The organism is Thalassoglobus neptunius (assembly GCF_007859735.1).
Lineage (GTDB): Bacteria > Planctomycetota > Planctomycetia > Planctomycetales > Planctomycetaceae > Thalassoglobus > Thalassoglobus neptunius.
The window spans coordinates 1-18018 of record NZ_SIHI01000020.1 but is presented as its reverse complement, the minus strand read 5'-3'; the positions used below and the strand labels follow the sequence as shown (position 1 = coordinate 18018).

Annotated in this window: 20 protein-coding genes and 1 tRNA gene; 14 read left to right on the top strand and 7 right to left on the bottom strand. The window is 53.4% G+C overall.

Annotated elements, in window-relative coordinates:
- Nucleotides 1-22: 22 nt before the first annotated feature.
- From KOR42_RS18960 to KOR42_RS18950, 3 genes are all read right to left on the bottom strand, one after another.
- On the bottom strand, nt 23-997 hold the full coding sequence (locus KOR42_RS18960) for an FHA domain-containing protein (RefSeq protein ID WP_146511416.1): 975 nt from the start codon (nt 995-997) through the stop codon (nt 23-25).
- 216 nt (nt 998-1213) lie between these two features.
- Nucleotides 1214-3160 (bottom strand): type VI secretion system Vgr family protein, encoded by a 1947-nt coding sequence (locus tag KOR42_RS18955; protein WP_231741008.1) that lies wholly within the window; start codon nt 3158-3160, stop codon nt 1214-1216.
- A gap of 447 nt (nt 3161-3607) precedes the next feature.
- Nucleotides 3608-4093 (bottom strand): Hcp family type VI secretion system effector, encoded by a 486-nt coding sequence (locus tag KOR42_RS18950; RefSeq protein WP_146511414.1) that lies wholly within the window; start codon nt 4091-4093, stop codon nt 3608-3610.
- Between the two features lie 493 nt (nt 4094-4586).
- Here KOR42_RS18950 and KOR42_RS18945 point away from each other — a divergent pair, with 493 nt between their 5' ends.
- Nucleotides 4587-4880 carry a PAAR domain-containing protein gene (locus KOR42_RS18945; protein WP_146511413.1) on the top strand — a complete coding sequence of 98 codons (294 nt, stop codon included), beginning with the start codon at nt 4587-4589 and terminating at the stop codon, nt 4878-4880.
- A gap of 358 nt (nt 4881-5238) precedes the next feature.
- Here KOR42_RS18945 and KOR42_RS18940 read toward each other — a convergent pair whose 3' ends face one another.
- A complete protein-coding gene (locus KOR42_RS18940) occupies nt 5239-6072 on the bottom strand; it encodes a hypothetical protein (RefSeq protein WP_231741007.1) in 834 nt (277 codons plus the stop codon).
- Nucleotides 6073-6696: 624 nt separating this feature from the next.
- Between KOR42_RS18940 and KOR42_RS18935 the strand changes: the two genes are divergently transcribed.
- The 13 genes from KOR42_RS18935 to KOR42_RS18880 all read left to right on the top strand — a co-directional run bounded on the left by KOR42_RS18935 (nt 6697) and on the right by KOR42_RS18880 (nt 14400).
- Nucleotides 6697-6783, top strand: a tRNA-Ser gene (locus KOR42_RS18935).
- A gap of 156 nt (nt 6784-6939) precedes the next feature.
- Complete coding sequence (locus KOR42_RS18930; RefSeq protein WP_146511411.1) at nt 6940-7176, top strand: helix-turn-helix domain-containing protein; 237 nt, start codon at nt 6940-6942, stop codon at nt 7174-7176.
- 214 nt (nt 7177-7390) lie between these two features.
- Nucleotides 7391-7777 carry a hypothetical protein gene (locus tag KOR42_RS18925; protein WP_231741006.1) on the top strand — a complete coding sequence of 129 codons (387 nt, stop codon included), beginning with the start codon at nt 7391-7393 and terminating at the stop codon, nt 7775-7777.
- 361 nt (nt 7778-8138) lie between these two features.
- Nucleotides 8139-9197, top strand: coding sequence for a hypothetical protein (locus tag KOR42_RS18920; protein ID WP_146511409.1), 1059 nt, complete (start codon nt 8139-8141; stop codon nt 9195-9197).
- Between the two features lie 126 nt (nt 9198-9323).
- On the top strand, nt 9324-9707 hold the full coding sequence (locus KOR42_RS18915) for a hypothetical protein (RefSeq protein ID WP_146511408.1): 384 nt from the start codon (nt 9324-9326) through the stop codon (nt 9705-9707).
- A 62-nt stretch (nt 9708-9769) separates the two neighbouring features.
- The gene (locus tag KOR42_RS18910; protein ID WP_146511407.1) at nt 9770-10540 is read left to right on the top strand and encodes a DUF2786 domain-containing protein; all 771 of its coding nucleotides are present in this window, start codon (nt 9770-9772) and stop codon (nt 10538-10540) included.
- Nucleotides 10541-10612: 72 nt separating this feature from the next.
- Nucleotides 10613-11437 (top strand): hypothetical protein, encoded by an 825-nt coding sequence (locus tag KOR42_RS18905; RefSeq protein WP_146511406.1) that lies wholly within the window; start codon nt 10613-10615, stop codon nt 11435-11437.
- A 67-nt stretch (nt 11438-11504) separates the two neighbouring features.
- Nucleotides 11505-11846 (top strand): hypothetical protein, encoded by a 342-nt coding sequence (locus tag KOR42_RS18900; protein WP_146511405.1) that lies wholly within the window; start codon nt 11505-11507, stop codon nt 11844-11846.
- A 47-nt stretch (nt 11847-11893) separates the two neighbouring features.
- Complete coding sequence (locus tag KOR42_RS26850) at nt 11894-12106, top strand: carbon storage regulator (protein ID WP_197441346.1); 213 nt, start codon at nt 11894-11896, stop codon at nt 12104-12106.
- Entirely contained in the window at nt 12087-12944 is an 858-nt protein-coding gene (locus tag KOR42_RS18895) for a helix-turn-helix domain-containing protein (protein WP_197441345.1), read from the top strand. The genes KOR42_RS26850 and KOR42_RS18895 overlap by 20 nt, the downstream gene beginning before the upstream one ends.
- Nucleotides 12945-12948: 4 nt before the next feature.
- On the top strand, nt 12949-13209 hold the full coding sequence (locus tag KOR42_RS18890) for a hypothetical protein (RefSeq protein ID WP_146511403.1): 261 nt from the start codon (nt 12949-12951) through the stop codon (nt 13207-13209).
- Nucleotides 13210-13221: 12 nt separating this feature from the next.
- Nucleotides 13222-13470 (top strand): hypothetical protein, encoded by a 249-nt coding sequence (locus KOR42_RS18885; RefSeq protein ID WP_146511402.1) that lies wholly within the window; start codon nt 13222-13224, stop codon nt 13468-13470.
- 21 nt (nt 13471-13491) lie between these two features.
- On the top strand, nt 13492-14400 hold the full coding sequence (locus tag KOR42_RS18880) for a hypothetical protein (protein WP_146511401.1): 909 nt from the start codon (nt 13492-13494) through the stop codon (nt 14398-14400).
- Between the two features lie 423 nt (nt 14401-14823).
- Here KOR42_RS18880 and KOR42_RS18875 read toward each other — a convergent pair whose 3' ends face one another.
- The 3 genes from KOR42_RS18875 to KOR42_RS18865 all read right to left on the bottom strand — a co-directional run bounded on the left by KOR42_RS18875 (nt 14824) and on the right by KOR42_RS18865 (nt 17579).
- Nucleotides 14824-15342: a hypothetical protein gene (locus KOR42_RS18875; protein WP_146511400.1), complete on the bottom strand. Its 519-nt coding sequence runs from the start codon at nt 15340-15342 to the stop codon at nt 14824-14826.
- A 502-nt stretch (nt 15343-15844) separates the two neighbouring features.
- Nucleotides 15845-16708, bottom strand: a complete 864-nt coding sequence (locus KOR42_RS18870) for a transglutaminase family protein (protein WP_146511399.1) — start codon at nt 16706-16708, stop codon at nt 15845-15847.
- A gap of 73 nt (nt 16709-16781) precedes the next feature.
- A complete protein-coding gene (locus KOR42_RS18865) occupies nt 16782-17579 on the bottom strand; it encodes a transglutaminase-like domain-containing protein (protein ID WP_146511398.1) in 798 nt (265 codons plus the stop codon).
- Between the last annotated feature and the right edge of the window lie 439 nt (nt 17580-18018).

Sequence of the window (18018 nt, the reverse complement as noted above, 5' to 3'; positions counted from 1 at the left end):
CGCGAATGCAAGCCGGGACGAACTACAAGCTCAACTCACCGGATGCGATCTTCAGTCCGATTTCGGTGAAGACTTTCTGTTTTTCAAATGCCATTTCCGGCTTCTGAAAGACCGATGCAAGAATCGCCCCACCGGAAATTGCTTTTCCCAAGAGTTCGTCCTTCGGCTCAACAGGTGGATTTTCCGCCGGGCCCATGCTTCCGCCCGACCAGAACGCGCCTACCGCAGCCCAACTCGTGGGTGTGGACATTTCGAGAGCTTCTGCCTGCTGCATTCCATTCCGACGAAGCTCGTCGGTCGGATCGATAACCCATTCTTGAACGTGCTTGAGAAGCTTCCCGTCTTCCTCGCCGTGGAGACTTTCGACTTCTTCAATGCATTGAGTGAGCCACCAGACAGCTGCTCGTTTGGGCAGTGCGTACGCCATGAAAGTGACACAATGATTGGGTTCGCCAGTTTCGATCAGTCGATTTGCGAAGCTCTCTGGAGTTTCGTCAGGGTTTGGCGAGATTGGAAAGGCGTCGTTCAATTGAAACCGTTCGACTACCAAAGGCGCCGTTTCTTCGATAAATCCTTCGACTTGAAGCGAAACTCCGACGAAGACCGGGGCAGCTGGTTTGGGAGCCTCCGCAGCTGGGGCCGCTCCGGCCGCAGCAGGGACGACAGTTTGAGCCGAGGCTGGGGGTTCTGGTGAGGTTGTTTCAGCCGCCTTGATCACGAATTCGGTGATCCCGCAGCGGAACGTGTCTTCATTTGCCAGTGTTGAAGAGGTCACAAGGTTGTCGCGGACGAACGTTCCGTTCGTACTTCCCAGATCTTCGATGAGTACAGTCTCTCCGGAACAGGAAATCTGGAGATGGTTCCCCGACATTTGCGAGTCGGCTTCGAAACTGAGATCCACATCAGGGTTCCTTCCAATCACATACTTTTGACCCTCGATCAGATCGACAAGTTTGTGAGTGTGATCCCCCGCGACAACATGGAGCTGAACGGGCATGTCTGGGCCTTCTCTCTACAAGCAGCCTGCTCGGCCATGGAATCAATTCGGGGAATTCGAGGAGGCAGTTGCATGCTCCTCAAAACTCGCTCGAACGAATGACCGCGACATTTGCTGAGTTCTCTACTGAGACATTTAATAAGCCGCTCGAACGTTGTTCTTACGGCATGGGATACAAATCGTTGATTCAGCAGTTCTTCGTTTTCTGTGACTAATCTAGTTAATCATGGTGATTCCGCCCTTGAGCGTCAGCATTCCGTCACCTTTGACAGTTGTCATTGGGGAACTTGCCTCGACCATGGCATCGCCGTTGATCTTGACCATAAGTCCCTTGATTGTAATTCCCGACTGATCAATCTTGATGCTGTTTGATCCAACCTTCAGCTCGATGGACTGCATGGCTTCGGTTTCGATTTTTCCAAGAGAAACCTTGGTTTTCTGGTTCCCCTGAGAAACCGTGAGTGAGTCGTCGCCGGTGTTGAGCGTAACGGTACGGTCTTTGCCAATCTTGATCGTCTGACTTCCTCCATCCGAGTTGCCGACACCAACTGTCAAGTCCTGATTGTTATAGATCTTGACTTCCTGGTTTCCTTCTTCTTGCTTCTCGTAACCAACCTCTCGTGTTTCATTATTCTCGATGATACAGTTCAGGTCACGTTCGGCATGAATATAAACTTCTTCTTCGTCCTTCTTATCTTCGAAACGAAGTTCGTTGAAGTTGTCTTTCCCGCCTTCAAGAGTGCTGCGGGTCTTAATTCCCGTCTGAGTCTTGTTGTCTTCCAACGCATAGGGCGGCATATTGTCCTTGTTGTACAACATCCCCATCACGACGGGATGGTCGATGTCTCCATTCAGAAAGTTCACGACGACTTCCTGCCCGATTCGAGGAATCGCAATCATCCCCCAATTCGTGCCAGCCCAGGGTGTGACCGTTCGGACCCAGCAAGAACTCGTATCGTCCCGCCCTCCTTCAAGATCCCAATGAAACTGAATTCGAACGCGGCCGTATTCATCAGTATGAATCTCTTCGCCACTGGGGCCGACGACAACTGCGGATTGCACGCCATGAATCATTGGCTTTGTGCGAGAGTACCGGGGACGCGGAATTCTTTCGCTGGGGATTGCCCGAAACGTGTTTGAGTAAACTCCTGAAACCGCTCCCGCTCCCGCAAGGTATCCGCCACTATGGGCACGATGCTGCACGTTCATCAACAGCCAATTCGTCCCAGATTCTGAGTCGGCGAAGTGTTCGGTGACTTTGAATTTTCCTCCGGCATAGAAGGTTCGCCGGTCGCTGGAACTGTACAAGGTCTCATGGTCGGCTTCTTCGGCCTCAATTCGGTTCGTGGCACGAGACTTCAATAGACCCGAATCTGGCTTCACGGCTGCAGACGCCGAGGTGTGGTCGTAGACCGTTGAGCCTGCGGAGCCCATCGTTTTGATGACGGTCTTTTCCTTTGTGACAAAGTTTTCTGAAGCCGTCGGATCTTCGAAATCATAGTCTGTTAACTTGAATTCGGAGGAAGTCACCTCGCGAATGTGTTGCCAGGTGGCGAGATGATCAAGGGAGTCTTTGACCGAAAAGTTGAACTTCAGATTCACCTCGTTCTCTGGACAGTCACTGCAGTCCGAGGTGTTGTCACTCATGACGAGCGTGTGTTTTCCTTCTTCATGTGTGAAGTAGTAAAAGATCCCTTCCTCAGCCAGCAAGCGAGTGACGAATTCGAAATCGGTCTCTCGGTACTGGAGGCAATAGTCTCGATTGGAAAGAGTGCCTCTCAAGTTCCACTGATAGTCGGTAAAACTCTTTTCGTCGAAGAGATCAGAAATGATGTCCTGTGCAGATTTCCCTCCTGCGGATTCATGGACTTTGCAGTTCGCTGACTTCGTCAGTTGCCAGAACCAGGGAACAATTTCCATGTGGTAGTAGTGAGCGCGGTCATCTCCGCCACTGTATCGGAATGACTTGACGACTCCGTTAAAGAACCGCCATTCATCGTCAGCCGTCCGAACCTTAATATCGACTGATTTCAAAAGGACGGTTGCCGGATCGAGGTTGTCCTCTCGGGAAATGAGTTCGATATCGAAATGGAACAAGCCGTTCACCATTTCTTCGCCCGAAAAAGACTCGGCGACGGCATCGTCTCCGAAGGGACTCGTCATCTGTAACGGTCGATCATCTTGGTTCAACTCGTGCATTTCACACCTTTTTCGTACGGCACGACTCGGATGGACTTCGTATTTTTAACGTCCACCGGCGATCGCTTTCAAACTTGATGACTCAGTTCAGCCTGACCAATCGTAAACCGGCAAAGCGATATCACAAAAAAAGCTGTGACTTCAACCGCAAATCGAAGGACATGCGGTCGAAGCACACAGCAATCCAGTGCATGAGTACTCTTCCTAAAACGATTTCTGACTCGACGAGTGTATCGAGAAAACTCTGCATTCGCAGGTTTTAGGATCAATTCTCGATCATCTTCATCTCTGGTTATCAGCGACTCGCACTTGCAGCCGTTGCATCAATGAAAGAAACGGAGGCAAGGCGAGTGCAGGAAATCCATGCCAGAAAATCGTCAGTCCATTCCTGGAAGGTCAGCATTCGTTTCCTTACGAAGCTCCCTTTCCTGGGTTGTATTTCGCAGGGACGTTACCCTTTTTGTCCCCAGTCTTCGGATCGATCGTGATGTAGGTCCACTCGACTTCGGTGTAGCCGAGAGTGATTTCTTCGCTCGGAAGCGGATCACCGGTAGCGTTTCCGTGGAAGCTGTAGCTCGTGACGATGACGTCTTTGAGTTTGTAAGTCAGGTAAGGTTCTTGCTTGTTCTTAACGGTTGTGCAGAAGTGGACTTCCACTTCGTCAAAGAAGGTCCCGTTGGCACAAGCTTCCTGGAGCTTGGTTGACGATTTGTCGAGTTCGCGGACGACAACGACGTCTCCCAGAGTGGTTTGCCCTTTTGTTCGCTGTGCGTCTTTGGCACCTTCCGCGATTGAGCGATAGATCGGAGAACTCATCGACTGAATGATGATCCAGTCTTTGTGCACATCGTCTGTTGCTTCGCCCTTGATGTCGCCGAGTTTCATGAAAGCAGGCATGTGAACGTCTCCAGAGTAAAAGTGAAAAGGTGAGTGATTGAAGAGTAGCTGGTCGCTCGTGCGGCCAGTTTTTTGTTGCCCGCTTGATGCTGGCACCCCTATTCTCGAAGATTCCCCGGAAGGGTTGCGTGGTTTTTGGGTGGAAATCAAAAAATTACTCTTACCGCCGATTTCAGCCAGCTTGAGAAGCAATCAATGGCCATCTAATAGGAAGTTGTCAGTTTCTTGACTGATCTCGGGAGAAAATACGAAACTTTGCTTTGACTGCCACGATACTGGAATGTGTCCTGGCCGGTGATCCGTGCGCCCAGAGTTTGGGGATTCCGCGAGAGTCGCGGGCCTGAAGATGATTTTCAGGTGCGTCAGCTCGCTGAAACGCACGAAATCGAGCAGGCCAGAGACTCCTTTTCGCGTTTTTGAAGAGAAACCTGTGAATTTCTCTGAGTCCGCGATCGACGATGAATCACGAGTTTGAATATCGAGGAGAAGAACGATGGGACAGCCCGCAGCACGTGTGACAGATATGCATGTTTGTCCAATGTTCACTGTACTCGTGCCTCATGTCGGCGGCCCGATTCTCCCACCTGGGGGAGTGCCCTGTATGATTGGAGGGCTTCCAGCTGCTCGGATGGGAGACATGGCAACCTGCGTCGGACCTCCGGACGTGATCATCAAAGGCTCAGTCACGTGTCTGATTGGCAAGAAGCCAGCCGCGAGAATGGGTGACATGACAGCTCACGGTGGCACTATCGTCGTCGGCCTTCCGACCGTATTAATCGGCGGCTGATCGACGCGATACCGGGCTCAGACCGAACTTCCCGTTGCGAACCGGCACCAACAAGCAAATTGTTCGCAACGGCCACGCTTCCGTTACTCTCAGGTTCGGATCGGTTCTGCGTCTTGAACCTTGAGCGAAATGCGGTCGACCGGCGGAATCTGAAGCACCCGGGGCATCTCACGACCTGGGGCATTTCACGACACTGTGAAGTAAAACGTGTGCAGCAATTGCTTCACCGCAGGATTGCCGATTCCTGCGGGAAAATGCATCTCTCACCGTGCGAGAACGAGTTCAAGCGAGTGCAGAAAATAATTGAGAGTGCTTGATCGTTTGAAGTGCTTGATCGTCGCTTCTCTGCGACGCATCCTCAATCGCGAGAATGACTTCCGCCCGGTTTACGGCCCTCAAATGCTTCGCGAAACACCCGCTCAATCGCACGCGGTCCCTGGCCAAATGAGTGGACGACCAACAGACCCTTGACGGATGGGTCCGGGCTGAATCCAAGAATCATGTCGTTGCTGTGAGATCCGTACCACGCGAGGTCTTCTCCGTGTTGGACCATATCTGCCCCCAACCCTTGATTGAGAAGCTTCTGGACTTCCTGAGTCCTTCGCCCGTATGCAGATTTGGCCCCGTTCACCTTTCGAACGAACTGGGAGATATCCCGCGGATCGGCCGGATCGATGACATCATAAAGGTCGTAGTCTCCGTGAATCAGAAATCGCCGACCACCTTGGAGCAGAACGACGCATCCATATCTTGGATCGTATTCTGAGTCGATCACTCCATACGTGTCCGGGAGACCATCTCTTCGAATCCCCGGATACAGCTTTTGCATGAAGTCAATCGGCGCACCGAATTCAGGTTCTTTTCGGAATGACTGTTCCATCGTCGAAGCAACCCACTTGGGGGCCCATGAATTCCATGTCGTCACAGCCCGATCAAATCGAGCGACCGAAAAGGAATCAGGAACCATCATCGGGCAAACGACAAGACCGGCATGCGGACCTGTCTCTGCCGTTTTCGCCTTGCAAAGCAGAGGTTTCGGGACGATGTCCGGGTAACCCGGCCCAATGAATTGCAGCGATTCCGGGTTCGTCGCCCGGACCAGAATCCAGACTTTCAGCGAACGAGCCACCTGGAAGAAGATTTTCTGGTGCGCTGAATTCATCCCGCAACCAGATGCTGATTTTCGCCCCATTTTTATTCTCCATTCGCTAAGTAAACAAGAAAATGGATGATCCACGCCGTCACCGCGTCAATTGGGGCGACTCTCTTCGAAATCCTCCATTTTTCAAGATTCCGATATCTCCAAACGTGTGAACACACACGAACGCGCAGCCCGAATCCGGGCTGCAACAGACAGATTATCTTTCAATATCATCGAACGGTTGCGAACATTTCATCCAGATTCTTTCAATCACAACCAATTCGAAAACCGCTTCAAATCGAAAACTGCTTGCCGGTCAACTGAGGAACCGGTTCCGACAACTTCCTCTCTTGAGTCATGATCGGAGAATGCACGAATCAAATCGCTCCGAATTGCTTTGAGAATCTGCCTCAAGGTCAATCGACTCAATTTCTTCAACTCAACCACCGTCTTCAAAAGAAAAATCCGGCGGATTTCTCTCAGTCTGAGGGAGATTCGACGTGAAAGGCCGAACCTGATTGACAACATCCCCCGCGAGAACTAAGTTTTTCACCTCCGCCAAATTGGAGCGAGATTTCTGAATCTCACCCTCCAAAATGACCCCATTCGAAGTGATGGATCGTCAAAATCACGGCGGAAACTAGGAAGATCAGGCCAACATGGTCTGTTTTCTTCGGAGAGATGGCAGAGTGGCCGATTGTGCAGCACTGGAAATGCTGTGTTCTGGAAACAGGACCGGGGGTTCGAATCCCCCTCTCTCCGCTGATGCTATCACCGAAAAGACTTACAGCGAATTTCGATTCCCGACACCCCAGCACTAAATGTGCTGGGGTGTGAAGATCAGCCGGAAACGTCTGGACGTGGGAATCTCACTTCTTCTCACTACCTCGCAATCTGGTGATGGCTTAGACTGGGAGAATGAAATTGATTCTCGAAAAGCAATTCATTGATCTGGTGAACAATGAGCTGAAAGCACGGGGCTGGTCACGATCTGACCTCGCACGGGAAATGGGTGTTCGACCGGGATACATCACTGACTATCTGAACGGTCGATATTCTCCGGGCACAGATGTGATGGAGCGGTTTTTCGATGCGCTGGAGCTGCAGCCAACACTGACAGTCAAGCGATCCAAACGGCACTTGGCATCTGCTTAGTAGGCAACTGTGGAAAATTGGGGGCACCGTGCACTGGTATTCTCTCCGCGCAGCTACTGCTGCGGTTCTCCTTCTGTGTTGCGGTTCAGCGGCCGCTGAACCGCCGAACAAGTCCAAGAGCGCCGAAGCCATCCAGTTGCTGCTGGTTCAGTCAGATGCAGTTGTGGAGCAACTGAAACGTGAACTGAAACGTGGGGATCGAGAAATTCCCCGGATGATTGCTGCGGTAAAAGACAAGAGGCTGGTGCTGCCCACTGTGAACGTCCCGTTGAGTACATTGAAGGTCGGGGACATCTGCGCACCACATATGCACCATGCCGAAGTGGTGAAAATCATTGATGCTGACACTGCCATTCTGCGTCTGGAAGCTGTTGGAAGTGATGCGCAGGAGCGGGAAATCATGGTCAGTGAATTCCCAACGGAAGGGATGGCCCCGGGGCATCAGTTCGAATTCGGACTGAACCACGGAAAGGTGAAATACCCGCTAGTCTTATATGTGTTTGAAACAGTGAAACATGGATCTGGCGTGATACTGCATGCGGTTTCAGTCACTGCTACAGACCGAGTGGAAATCTACCAACGGGGCATTCGAGTGAACTGACGAAGCTAATTCCGCAATCACAAAACCGCGCACTGGTTCTCCGGTGCGCGGTTTTTTTTGCATTTCTTCTAAAGTCCGCCGTTGACAGTATTACTAGGACTCTCGTAAAGCCAAGCCTCATTTCAGACGCGGTGCAGCCGGAACAATTAGCACATCCGGTCATTGTTTGGAATTCAAGGGGGCGCAATGGTCTGCAATTTCGGAACTCGTCAGGAAGTAGGCGCTACGTTTTGGCGTGCGTGCCATGAAGTTTCCGTGAATTGCGATGGAGTCCATCAGGATGTGTTCAGGAACTGTCGGTTGAATGGTCTGCAGGGAGGAAAAACGGAGTCCACGAAATACATCATTGAAGGGCTGCACAATGTCTGCCGCGCTCAAACTCTTCACAGGCGAAACACTCCCACCAGAAAAAAATCCACGTCAGTGGACAGTTCGGGAAGCCTTCGAAAATCGTGTTCTGAAGCGACTCGAACGGATGGAAAGGTCAGATGCGACCGTGGCAAAATGGAGAATTGCCATCAAATACTGGGAACAAATTCAGCCTGCAGACACTCCGGTGGCGCACATCACATCGGATCAGTTGACCGAATTCTGCGACGAACTTTTGAAGCTGCCGAAGATCAACACGCACACCACGGCCAACCAGAAGATGATGCACATTCAAAGCATTATCAAAGCGTGTCCAGACGCGTTCGATACTTCAGTTCCAGTTGGCACGCCACTGCCCGAACAATCTGCTACCCGGCACCGAAAGATTATTCCAGATGCCTCGTTGAATGCGATGTATTCACATTGCGAGTTGGCCACCCTATCCAGAGATCGACGAATACCGCCGCCCATCATCTGGCGAGCACTTCTTTCATTGTTTGTGTCGATTGGCTGCCGACGCGGGGAGGGATGTTTGATGCCACGAAGTGCGTGGAATCGATCGGTGGAGTTTCCCGAATTTCCCGAATTTCCCGAACATCCAGACTTGGAGGTGGACGCAGAATCGCCACATGGGTGGCTGGTTTTTCACACTCCAAAAACGCGTGCCCGAAAGAAAGGTTTGCCACTTGTTCTGCCGGTATCAGGCATGCTGGCACGTCATCTGGAGATTCTCGACAACTACGCGCCTCGTCGGGAGAGGCTGTTTCCAGTTGGGGATCATCCAACGAGCTGGCAAGGGCAACTGGATCGTTTGCAGTGGGGGGTTCGCACGACGCGCGGAAATCGATCTGTGATTTCAGACACTTACTGCTTTCAGGATCTACGCAAGACGGTGAACCGTCGCTACCGGAAACACGCAGGCCGAGAAGTTGCGAAGTTATTTCTTGGGCACCAGCCGCGTGGCGTCAACGCGAGCTATTACGACGATCTGACGGAGGATGCAGTAACTGCCACTCACACGATGAGCTGGCCGCATGCGTTCACTGGATGATCGATTTCTATTCTGAACTCTTCAATCACAGTCCGAGAACGGCAGGTGGCCCGCCTGCATTTCAGTGCTATGGCCCGCAGCACTGATCGTTCTCGGACTGTTTTTGTTAACCATGGAGGACTGAGAATGCCCGCCAAACGCTTGACGCTGAAGACGCTGCACGAATTCGACGGTGGCACCACCGCTGTGATGTTCGATCGAATCATGACGCGCATCCACGATGACATTGTGCAGCGGCCATTCCTGAAAAACGCACGCAAGCTGAATCTGGAAATCAGCACGAAACCGGTGGTGACAGAGGGAGAACTGGAGGGAATCGAAGTCACCATGCAGGTGAATGCCAGCATCCCGAAAGAGGCCACCCGAACCAACAAATGCCAGCCGCTGAATGGTGGCAGCCATGGCCGGGGAATGTTTTTCGATCCGGATTCACGCCACTGCGTGATTGCACCCAACCAGCCGGGGCTGTTCCAAGCCGAACAGAATGAAGCCGACGACAGCGACGACTAGCACGCACGCCGGCTGCGTGTTGAATCGGTCGGCATTGTCCAAACTGAACCGGAGTTTCTGGAATGAGTGTTGAACGAATCATTGCCAAAGTGGCCAAACTGTTTGCCATCGCAGCCGATGACGCAGCCAGCCAAGCCGAGATTGAAAATGCCATCCAGCATGCCCAGCGGCTGATGGATGCACACCAGCTGACAGAACAGGACATCCAGCAAGTGGAAACGAGCGCTGACACCAGCCAGAGAATGGACCAATTCCACGCTGTGGTCGGTCAGCGGATCCACCAATGGGAGGAAGCACTCGCGTTTTTCGTCGATGATTTTGTGGGCTGTCCATCCTATGTCGATCCAGCACTGAGAGAAGCAACCACAGCGGGTGGTTTTCCACGACTGGACGCCAGCGGCCGGCAGCGGTTCGGGAAATCGTTCGTGTGGTACGGCATCGCAGAAGATGCCGCAGCAGCTGCCCGGCTGTTTGAAGAATTGCACATGGTGATTCAGGTTTCGGCACTCGCCAAATTTCGGGGATACTGGAAAGGTGACGGCGCCAAATACGCGCTGGGCTTTGCACATGGTCTGCGTGAACAGATCGAGAAAACGCAGCAGCGGATCGAGTCAGTCACACCGGGCAGCAGCGATTCCCGGGCGCTGATGGTCCAACGCAAAACAGATCTGGCCATGCGATGGCTGGAGAACGAGAAGAAAGTTGTTTTGCGAAAAGATCGAAGCCGGAACCGACCACTGCAGGGCAGTGCCACGGCATACAAGACTGGCCGGGATGATGGACGCCGCACCGATGCCAGCCGCCACCGAGCCGCCAAGCTGGGCAGCCGCTAACCACGAATAACACGCACGCCGGCTGCGTGTTCAATCGGCCGGCATCCCTCAATTCTTCAAGGAATGAAAACCATGCTTTCTGAATTCTTCGAGTCACTCAAAAGCCACGCGCGCGGATGTGTGCAACCCGTTCCACTGATGGAATCATCCACAGAAAAAACGCTGTGGATCGATGGGGAAATGGTCGAGGTTTCGAAACCGAAGCCGGGGCAAGTGGTGTCGGTGGAAAATCTGGAATCACTAATCACCATGCTTGAAACAAAGGACAGCGCTTCGATGCTGTCTGTCGAGCTGGAACAGGTGGTGGCCTATCATGAGCCGCAGAAACGGTTCGGTCTGGACCGGACTATCTGGGCACTGCCGCTGGCACCGCAGTTGCAGGAACTCGAATCTGTCGATGGTTCATGGCTGACACATGAACAAGCGGTGGACGTGTTCCGGCACAAGCTGTCTGGATACGTTCCGTCTGGTGTGCTGGCATCCATTCGGGATCTGAAATTCGGCCGGACCGACACGACGCACAGCCAGTTCCACGATGACGCCACCCGGATGAGTCGGGACACGCTGGCACAGGTCAGCGGGGCTGAGAAGGTGCCGACTGATTTCGATTTTACCGGGCCGGTGTATGTCGATCTGCTGGACCGGCTGCCCGTCACAGTAGACACAGAGCAACGACAGCAGCCGCTGGCTGCAGCTGTGAATCCAGTTGTCATTCCGTGCGTGCTGTCCACGGATGCCAAGAAAGAACGCTTCCGAATTCAAACCATGCCGGGCCGGCTGCGATCTGTGAAAGCGGACGCCATCGAAGCTGTGGCCGAGATGATCACCACCGAGTTTGAAGACCGGGGCATGGTCGATCAGGTGCTGTGCGGTGCAATGCACTTCAATCAGATCTGATCGACGCGAGCGCCACCCGGGCACCCGCCCGCCCGGGTGGTTTCTGAATTCAACGGAGTGAGACAGAATGATTCAATCAATACGCCGGAAGCAGAACCGACTGGCCACCACTCGCAAGCTGGCCGCAGCTGCGGAATTGTCGGGGCCGTTCAATCTGACCGTGTTCTGCATCGATGGATTCCACCGGGGGCTGCTGGAACAGCTGGCCGGCCGCTGGTGCAGTGAACCATTCACGCTGGCAGCACTTCGCCGAGCGGCCAGTTATGGGCTGGTCCAGCCGGATCTGTATCTAGGCGAATCGGAGCGGTGGAAGCTGACCGCAGCCGGCCGAAAGTTTCTGTCTGAAACGGACCATCTGAAACATACCACCGCGCGAATCGTCAAGTTTCGCATGGGGGAATGGAACTGATTGCAAACTGACAACGGACTGACACCACCAAACGAAAGGACATTCACATGGGTTTGATACTTCACCGGAAACAATCAGAAGCGGTGCAGATCCGCTGCCAGTGCGGCTGCGAAATGATCATCACGCCAACACTGACGATGGGCAATGCGGTCAAACTGCGGTTCGATGGACCACTCGACATGCGAGTGGAACGCATCGAGCGGGACGCACCAACACCACCAGCCACGGCACGGAATCGCCATGAAGCAACAAACGTTTGACTGGAAACGCAGTCGGCAACTGCGAGTGTTGCGTGAATGCAAATTGAATTCCGTCCGTCTGCGTGATGGGACCAGCGTTTCAGCATTCGCGATGAAATCGTTACTGCGGGTGATTGATGGCCGCGCGGGACATGCCAGCACATGCTGGGCATCGATTGACACCATGGCCATGGAAATGGGCTGCCATCGCAGAACTGTGCAGCGAGCCATGGCCGCACTGCGTGAACTCTGTCTGATCATCGAGTCACCGCAACGCATCGGGTCAAAGACAGTCCAGCACCGCAGAATCGTCTGGCCGAACTTGGAAGACTTTGTACCGATCAAAGAGACCACCGCCACCGGATCCGACACCAGCGAAACCAGCGGTGGCGGATCCACAGCTGCTGCCGATCATCAGCAGCCAGCCGAGAGAATCGAGCAACCACAGCGACACCAGCCAGCCGGCACGCCACAGCCATCAGCCTACCAGACCAAAGCCACCACCGCCGATGGAACGCGGACCTTTCATGGAGCAGAACGCCGAACCAGCACCGCTGATGGTTTCCCCGTTGTCGGTCTGAATGGCCTGGCAGATCCGCAGCTGGTGCAGCGGTGCGTGGACTGGGCACAGCTGCGCGGACATCTGCCGCGCACTGAGGACGCCCGGCTGGCTGCATTCGCGCTGGCCGCACGCATGCACCGCAAACGCAAGCAAATTCTGAACGCGCCGGGATTCTGGAAACACTGCATCCAGCAAGGTCTGGCCGCAGTCCGTGGTCAATTGGATGACCAGCACGACTGGCCAGCCGGCCGCCAACTGCTGGAGGAACTCCAGCCACAACCACAAGCCACAGGATGAACCGATGCCCAAGAAACACAAGACAGAACACCCACCGGAATATCTGACCATCTTGCGCCACATGCTGGGTGCGAATTCCAGCCGCCCGGGATACCGAAACCATTACTGCGCGGAAGTGAATTCTGCCAGCCACAGCACCCTACTCGATATGGCCATGATTGGACTGGTCAAGCCGGGCCGGATCATCAACCAGGGTGCTGACCGATATTTTCACGCCACACCGGCCGGCATGGCTGCCGTGGGTGTGGAACGGATTCTGGACTAGGAAAGCAAACGAATGAGCCACACGGAAATTGACCAAGAGCTGCGGGACATGCTGCAGCTGGTGCAGACGGGGGACCGCTGGAATAAACCGGGGACATGGTGCTGCGCTTTCAAGACTGAGACGAACCGCAAGCTAATGCAGCTGCAGGCTGCCGGACTGGTGGAACTGATCGGCTATGGGAACGCGAACACGTACCAGCTGTACCACATCACAGACGCTGGCCGGCAGTATCTCGAATCATCACAGACGGGGGATCAATGACCCGGCCGCAGTGGATCCGCTGTGCCACATGCCGGCAGCCGATGGCAGCCGGTGGTGGTGTGGTCTGTGTTCACTGCTGCCGGCTGTTTGATTCCTTTCCGGTGGTGGATGTTCCACCACGGCCAGCGACTGGCCACAAACGTGGCGAGCGAACGAAACGCCAGCCACAGAAACAGAAAACGATTTTTCCAAGGTGACGACATGAACACGCAGCAGAGGCAGGAACTTGAAAAGCAACTGGCCGGCATTCTCGATAACGCCAAAGCCACGACCGGTGCCGAGCATGCCATTGTGATGGTCTACCATCCCGGCCATGGGCTGACGGTGGACACCGATCTGGATGATGACGATTTATTGAGCGCCATCAACTGCGTGCGGACGGCCACGCCGCTGGAACGTGATGCACCGATCGGGACAAAAGCCACGGACGATCTGGAACCAGATCGGGAACCAGAAGAAGCCTGCAGACAGTTCATTCAGTCCATGCAGAGCTTTCTGGGACATTCATCAGTTCAGTATCTGTCTGCAGTGGTGCTGCAATCACAGAAGCTGGCTTTCTTGTGCGGTGGAGATCGGAAACAAGCTGCAGCCACTGCGCTGCCGGTGCTGCTGGCAGAGCAGGCGGGCGCTGCACAGTGTTTGACAATCAATGACCAGCACCGCCACCAGATGGTGGGCATCGTGTTGCAGCTGCTGCCGGATCTGTGCGGGTTTGAATCACTGGGACTGATTGCCACGCCGGGGCTGGCTGATCAGAGTTGCACCGTGTTTGTTTCTGCGAATTCCGCCGAAGCTGCAGAGAAGGTGCCAGAAACCATTCAGAGAATGGCCAGAAGCAAGCCAGTGGACATTCGAGTGGAAAATCCGGATGGATACGACACGGCCGGGCTGGTTTCCAAATTCTGCACACCGGATCCGGGGGCGAACTGATCGATGGCCAAGCGGGGGAAACGATCACGCCGGCCGGCTGGTCCATCGAAACTGGAACTGCATTTCCAGGCAGGGTGGCATTGCTCAATCGAAACGAAGGGTGCCATGTTCTCGCTTGTGTGGACATGCAGTTCGCGTTCTCTGATGGAAAGATCAAGTCTTTACGGTGTAATTCTTCAATGCTTCTAACAGTGGCACTGGCACCCGGCGTCGTCATCCCCTGTTCGATCGTACCGAGCAATTCACGAGAATCGTTTGACTTCGTCATCCTTGCCGAGTCTGGATACGTGATCGTCAATTTCATCGGTCCGCACAGCGGACCCTACTTCGCTGATTAATCCAGTTAGCGTCTCATGACGCAAGTGCATGATCGATACCAAGTTTTAACGAAAATGAATAATTCGAGGCAGTTGTAGACATCGGTTAGATCACGCCCCCGTCCCGTGCACTTGCAGAGAAATCGTCGAATGGAGCGGCCGGAAAGATGGACCTGGCGGCTTTCCGGTCCGCCTCAGCGGCCTCCCCATCGCGTTTTCTGTCGAAATAGAACGCTCGGTGGAAATACGGCTGCCAGCTTCCGTCACTCAACTCGATGCTTCTGTCATACGCATCTCGGGCTTCTTCATGGCGGCCAGAGTGTGAGAGCAACATCCCATGCACAAGGTGTATTTGTGAGAGTTCCGGAGGATCGGAACATTGGTTCAGATATCGCTCAGTAATTTCCGAAGCTTTGCCGTTGTAGAAATCGCTAGTTGTCAATTGTTCCAATTCGATGACAAGTTTCGAGACGCAAGGTCCCTCCGGGTTAAAGAAAACCAAACCCCCTTTGGTCTCCATATTGTCAATCGCAGACCGCAGAATGGATTCCGAGTCGTAGATCGTTGGACCTCGATATGGGGCAGGGGCAAAGCACCCACTCAGAACGAGTATCACTGGGTACAAACAAAAGTTCGCTAGCTTCGGGAGGAAAATCTCTTTCATCGATTTATTGGACTGTCTCTGGTTGTAATTGGTCCGGGCAGGGTGGCATCGCTCGATCGACTCGAAGGGTGCCATGTCCTCGCTTGCGTGGACATGCAGTTCGCGTTCTCTGTTGGAACGATCAGGTCTTTACGGTGCAATTCTTCAATGCTTCTAACAGTGGCACCCGGCGTCGTCATCCCCTATTCGATCGTACCGAGCAATCCCCGTGAATTGTTTGTCCTCACGGTCTCATGCTGTTAGATTCGAAGCGGTATTCGATGTATTCAAAGTCGGGTAGCAGCTTCAAAATGCTTCGCTGCGCAGAGATGATATTGAGCCACCTGCGGCGGAGTATTTTCACCTTGCCAACGCGAGCGAGGGCATGGCACCTGGCGAGATTTTCTCGAACCCGTCTCGACAGCAACATCTTCTGTGGTGATGGCATTGGGCCGTCCGTGAGGCTCTAAGATCTCAATGTGCTTCATTCGAGGCCCCCGAGTTGAGTCACTGCCACACTGACTTCCATCGTCGATTCTGACTGTCCATGATAGCTTCCAGCAACGGGAGGAATCCATTCGGGATGGCGGGCAACTGCTACAGCAATATGGTCGCCACCGGTTCGCGCGCCGATGGTTGCGTCATATCCGCGCCAACCAGCGCCAGTTAAATATACCTCGCACCATGCATGTGTTGCTCCCTCTCCTGGTGACAGGTTTGGGTCGTATCGATAGCCGCTGACAAAGCGTGCTGCCAGCCCGAGGTGGCGACATGCTTCCATAAACAGAGTCGCCAGATCGCGACACGATCCGCTGCCCAAAGAAAGCGTCTCAGAAGGACGTTGAACGCCCGCAGCCTCGCGTTTCCTGTACTTTAGCTGGGCAGGAATCGCTTGATTCATTTGCTCAAGTAAGTCCAATGTGGGAAGAGTCTGACCGGGCTTCCAAAACTCGTCCACCCATTTCCGAATTGTGTCAACTCGTGGTGTAAATAATGGCTGAAGATAGGGAGCCAGATCAGCTCTCTCACCTGCGTCGTATTGGAACGGATAGTGCTTCGCACGATTATCAAGACTGAACTCAACGGGCTTATCTTCGTAGTGCTCAATCACCACTTTGCTGTCGAAATCGAGAAATGCAGCTTCGTTAACGAATTCTACGACTGCAACCGAATTTCCGTGAACGTCCCGATGCCAATGAACTTTATTTTGTGGTTGAATACTGAGACGCGAAGACTCGATTCGAATATCATGCCCTTCGCGCGGACGTAACATGAGTTGGTGCGATTGCAGTTTCACCGGTTGGCTATACCGGTATCGCGTAACATGAGTGATTTGAAGTCGACGCATGTTTTAGTTTTATTCTCCCTGAAACCCTCTGTGCCAGTGCTGTCGATGAGCGACGAGTTTGTCAACTGGATTTTCAAGAGGGCGGTCCCGGCATCCGACTCACTCGAACGTTCATGCTCAAGAGGTCGATTGGGGTACCAAACTGGGTATAGATGGCCACATCAGCGGCATCGCGTCCGTAGGCGATCGCTACTCGACCTCCGTGCAAGTTGGATTGGGTCGCGTCAAATGTGTACCACCGTCCACCGACGAACGCTTCAAACCAAGCATGCAAATCCATCGGTTGGAGGGCTTCGAGATAGCCGACAACCATCCTCGCTGGAATCGAGAGTGCACGACAAAGTGCAATTCCCAAGTGTGCCATGTCTCGACAGACTGCCTTTGAACGACTGTTGACTTCAGCGGCACTGATAACCTCTTGACCGGACCCCGGAACGTAATTGATTGTCTCTCGAATATATTCAACGATTGCTGCACACTGATCATAGCCGGGCCCGCAATTAGAAACGAGCGATGCCGACATTTGCGTAAATCGATCAGATTCGCAAAACCGGCTCGGCAGCAAAAAGGGGATCGTGTCTTCCGGCAAGTTTTGCACTTCGATAAAGCACGCACCTGGGCAGACATCGGCCGCATCAGCAGCTTCGATATCAGCGGAGGTACGAATTGAAAACTGTCCTGCCGGGGCAACGATTCGCTGGCAAAGATTTCCGAATGGGTCAGTAAACTCAACTGCAGGCACACTGGGATCCAACACGTATTGTTCACGGGCAACCCATTGCTGCCGACCACTACGGAGCCGAAGCATCAGAAGAAGTGGGGTTGAAACGGAGGAATTGAATTCCAGAGAACACGACGTCTGTAGCCACATTCTGACGATACGCTCCGTAAGTCAATTTTCACTCGCTACTGTTGAGCACCATTGGGGAGTGTAGACCAGCTGGCCACAAATTGGTATTGGTCGATCATGTTTGACGGTTACTGGTGGCAGTTTCAGGACGTAAATTTTGTCTCTAGTTGGTAAGGTGGTTGCTGTTGTCTTCCTTTGAACGGAGACTTCAGCAATGGTCATTTCCTTGTTTGGTCGGCCGACAAAACGTCGGTCCAATAAAACAGGGGCAACGACGGACTGGCGTGCTCCCCATTTTCTGATCCAGATGTTATGAGAGTCAACCGACCGATTTTGGTTCGAGGAGACTTTGATGACGAAGCGACGACGACGTAAGCCTGAGCAGATTGTGAAGCTGTTGCAGGAGGGGCAAGCGATGTTGGCGGCAGGAAAGTCGCTGGCTGAGGTGTTGCAGAAGCTG

Excerpts from the sequence above, each read along its gene's own strand:
- KOR42_RS18940 (WP_231741007.1), bottom strand. The coding sequence starts at position 6,072 with ATGGGGCGAAAATCAGCATCTGGTTGCGGGATGAATTCAGCGCACCAG.
- KOR42_RS18915 (WP_146511408.1), top strand. The coding sequence starts at position 9,324 with ATGCCCGCCAAACGCTTGACGCTGAAGACGCTGCACGAATTCGACGGT.
- KOR42_RS18900 (WP_146511405.1), top strand. The coding sequence starts at position 11,505 with ATGATTCAATCAATACGCCGGAAGCAGAACCGACTGGCCACCACTCGC.
- KOR42_RS18950 (WP_146511414.1), bottom strand. The coding sequence starts at position 4,093 with ATGCCTGCTTTCATGAAACTCGGCGACATCAAGGGCGAAGCAACAGAC.
- KOR42_RS18955 (WP_231741008.1), bottom strand. The coding sequence starts at position 3,160 with ATGACGAGTCCCTTCGGAGACGATGCCGTCGCCGAGTCTTTTTCGGGC.
- KOR42_RS18885 (WP_146511402.1), top strand. The coding sequence starts at position 13,222 with ATGAGCCACACGGAAATTGACCAAGAGCTGCGGGACATGCTGCAGCTG.
- KOR42_RS18905 (WP_146511406.1), top strand. The coding sequence starts at position 10,613 with ATGCTTTCTGAATTCTTCGAGTCACTCAAAAGCCACGCGCGCGGATGT.
- KOR42_RS18870 (WP_146511399.1), bottom strand. The coding sequence starts at position 16,708 with ATGCGTCGACTTCAAATCACTCATGTTACGCGATACCGGTATAGCCAA.
- KOR42_RS18890 (WP_146511403.1), top strand. The coding sequence starts at position 12,949 with ATGCCCAAGAAACACAAGACAGAACACCCACCGGAATATCTGACCATC.
- KOR42_RS26850 (WP_197441346.1), top strand. The coding sequence starts at position 11,894 with ATGGGTTTGATACTTCACCGGAAACAATCAGAAGCGGTGCAGATCCGC.
- KOR42_RS18895 (WP_197441345.1), top strand. The coding sequence starts at position 12,087 with ATGAAGCAACAAACGTTTGACTGGAAACGCAGTCGGCAACTGCGAGTG.
- KOR42_RS18960 (WP_146511416.1), bottom strand. The coding sequence starts at position 997 with ATGCCCGTTCAGCTCCATGTTGTCGCGGGGGATCACACTCACAAACTT.
- KOR42_RS18920 (WP_146511409.1), top strand. The coding sequence starts at position 8,139 with ATGTCTGCCGCGCTCAAACTCTTCACAGGCGAAACACTCCCACCAGAA.
- KOR42_RS18865 (WP_146511398.1), bottom strand. The coding sequence starts at position 17,579 with ATGTGGCTACAGACGTCGTGTTCTCTGGAATTCAATTCCTCCGTTTCA.
- KOR42_RS18930 (WP_146511411.1), top strand. The coding sequence starts at position 6,940 with ATGAAATTGATTCTCGAAAAGCAATTCATTGATCTGGTGAACAATGAG.
- KOR42_RS18910 (WP_146511407.1), top strand. The coding sequence starts at position 9,770 with ATGAGTGTTGAACGAATCATTGCCAAAGTGGCCAAACTGTTTGCCATC.
- KOR42_RS18945 (WP_146511413.1), top strand. The coding sequence starts at position 4,587 with ATGGGACAGCCCGCAGCACGTGTGACAGATATGCATGTTTGTCCAATG.
- KOR42_RS18925 (WP_231741006.1), top strand. The coding sequence starts at position 7,391 with ATGATTGCTGCGGTAAAAGACAAGAGGCTGGTGCTGCCCACTGTGAAC.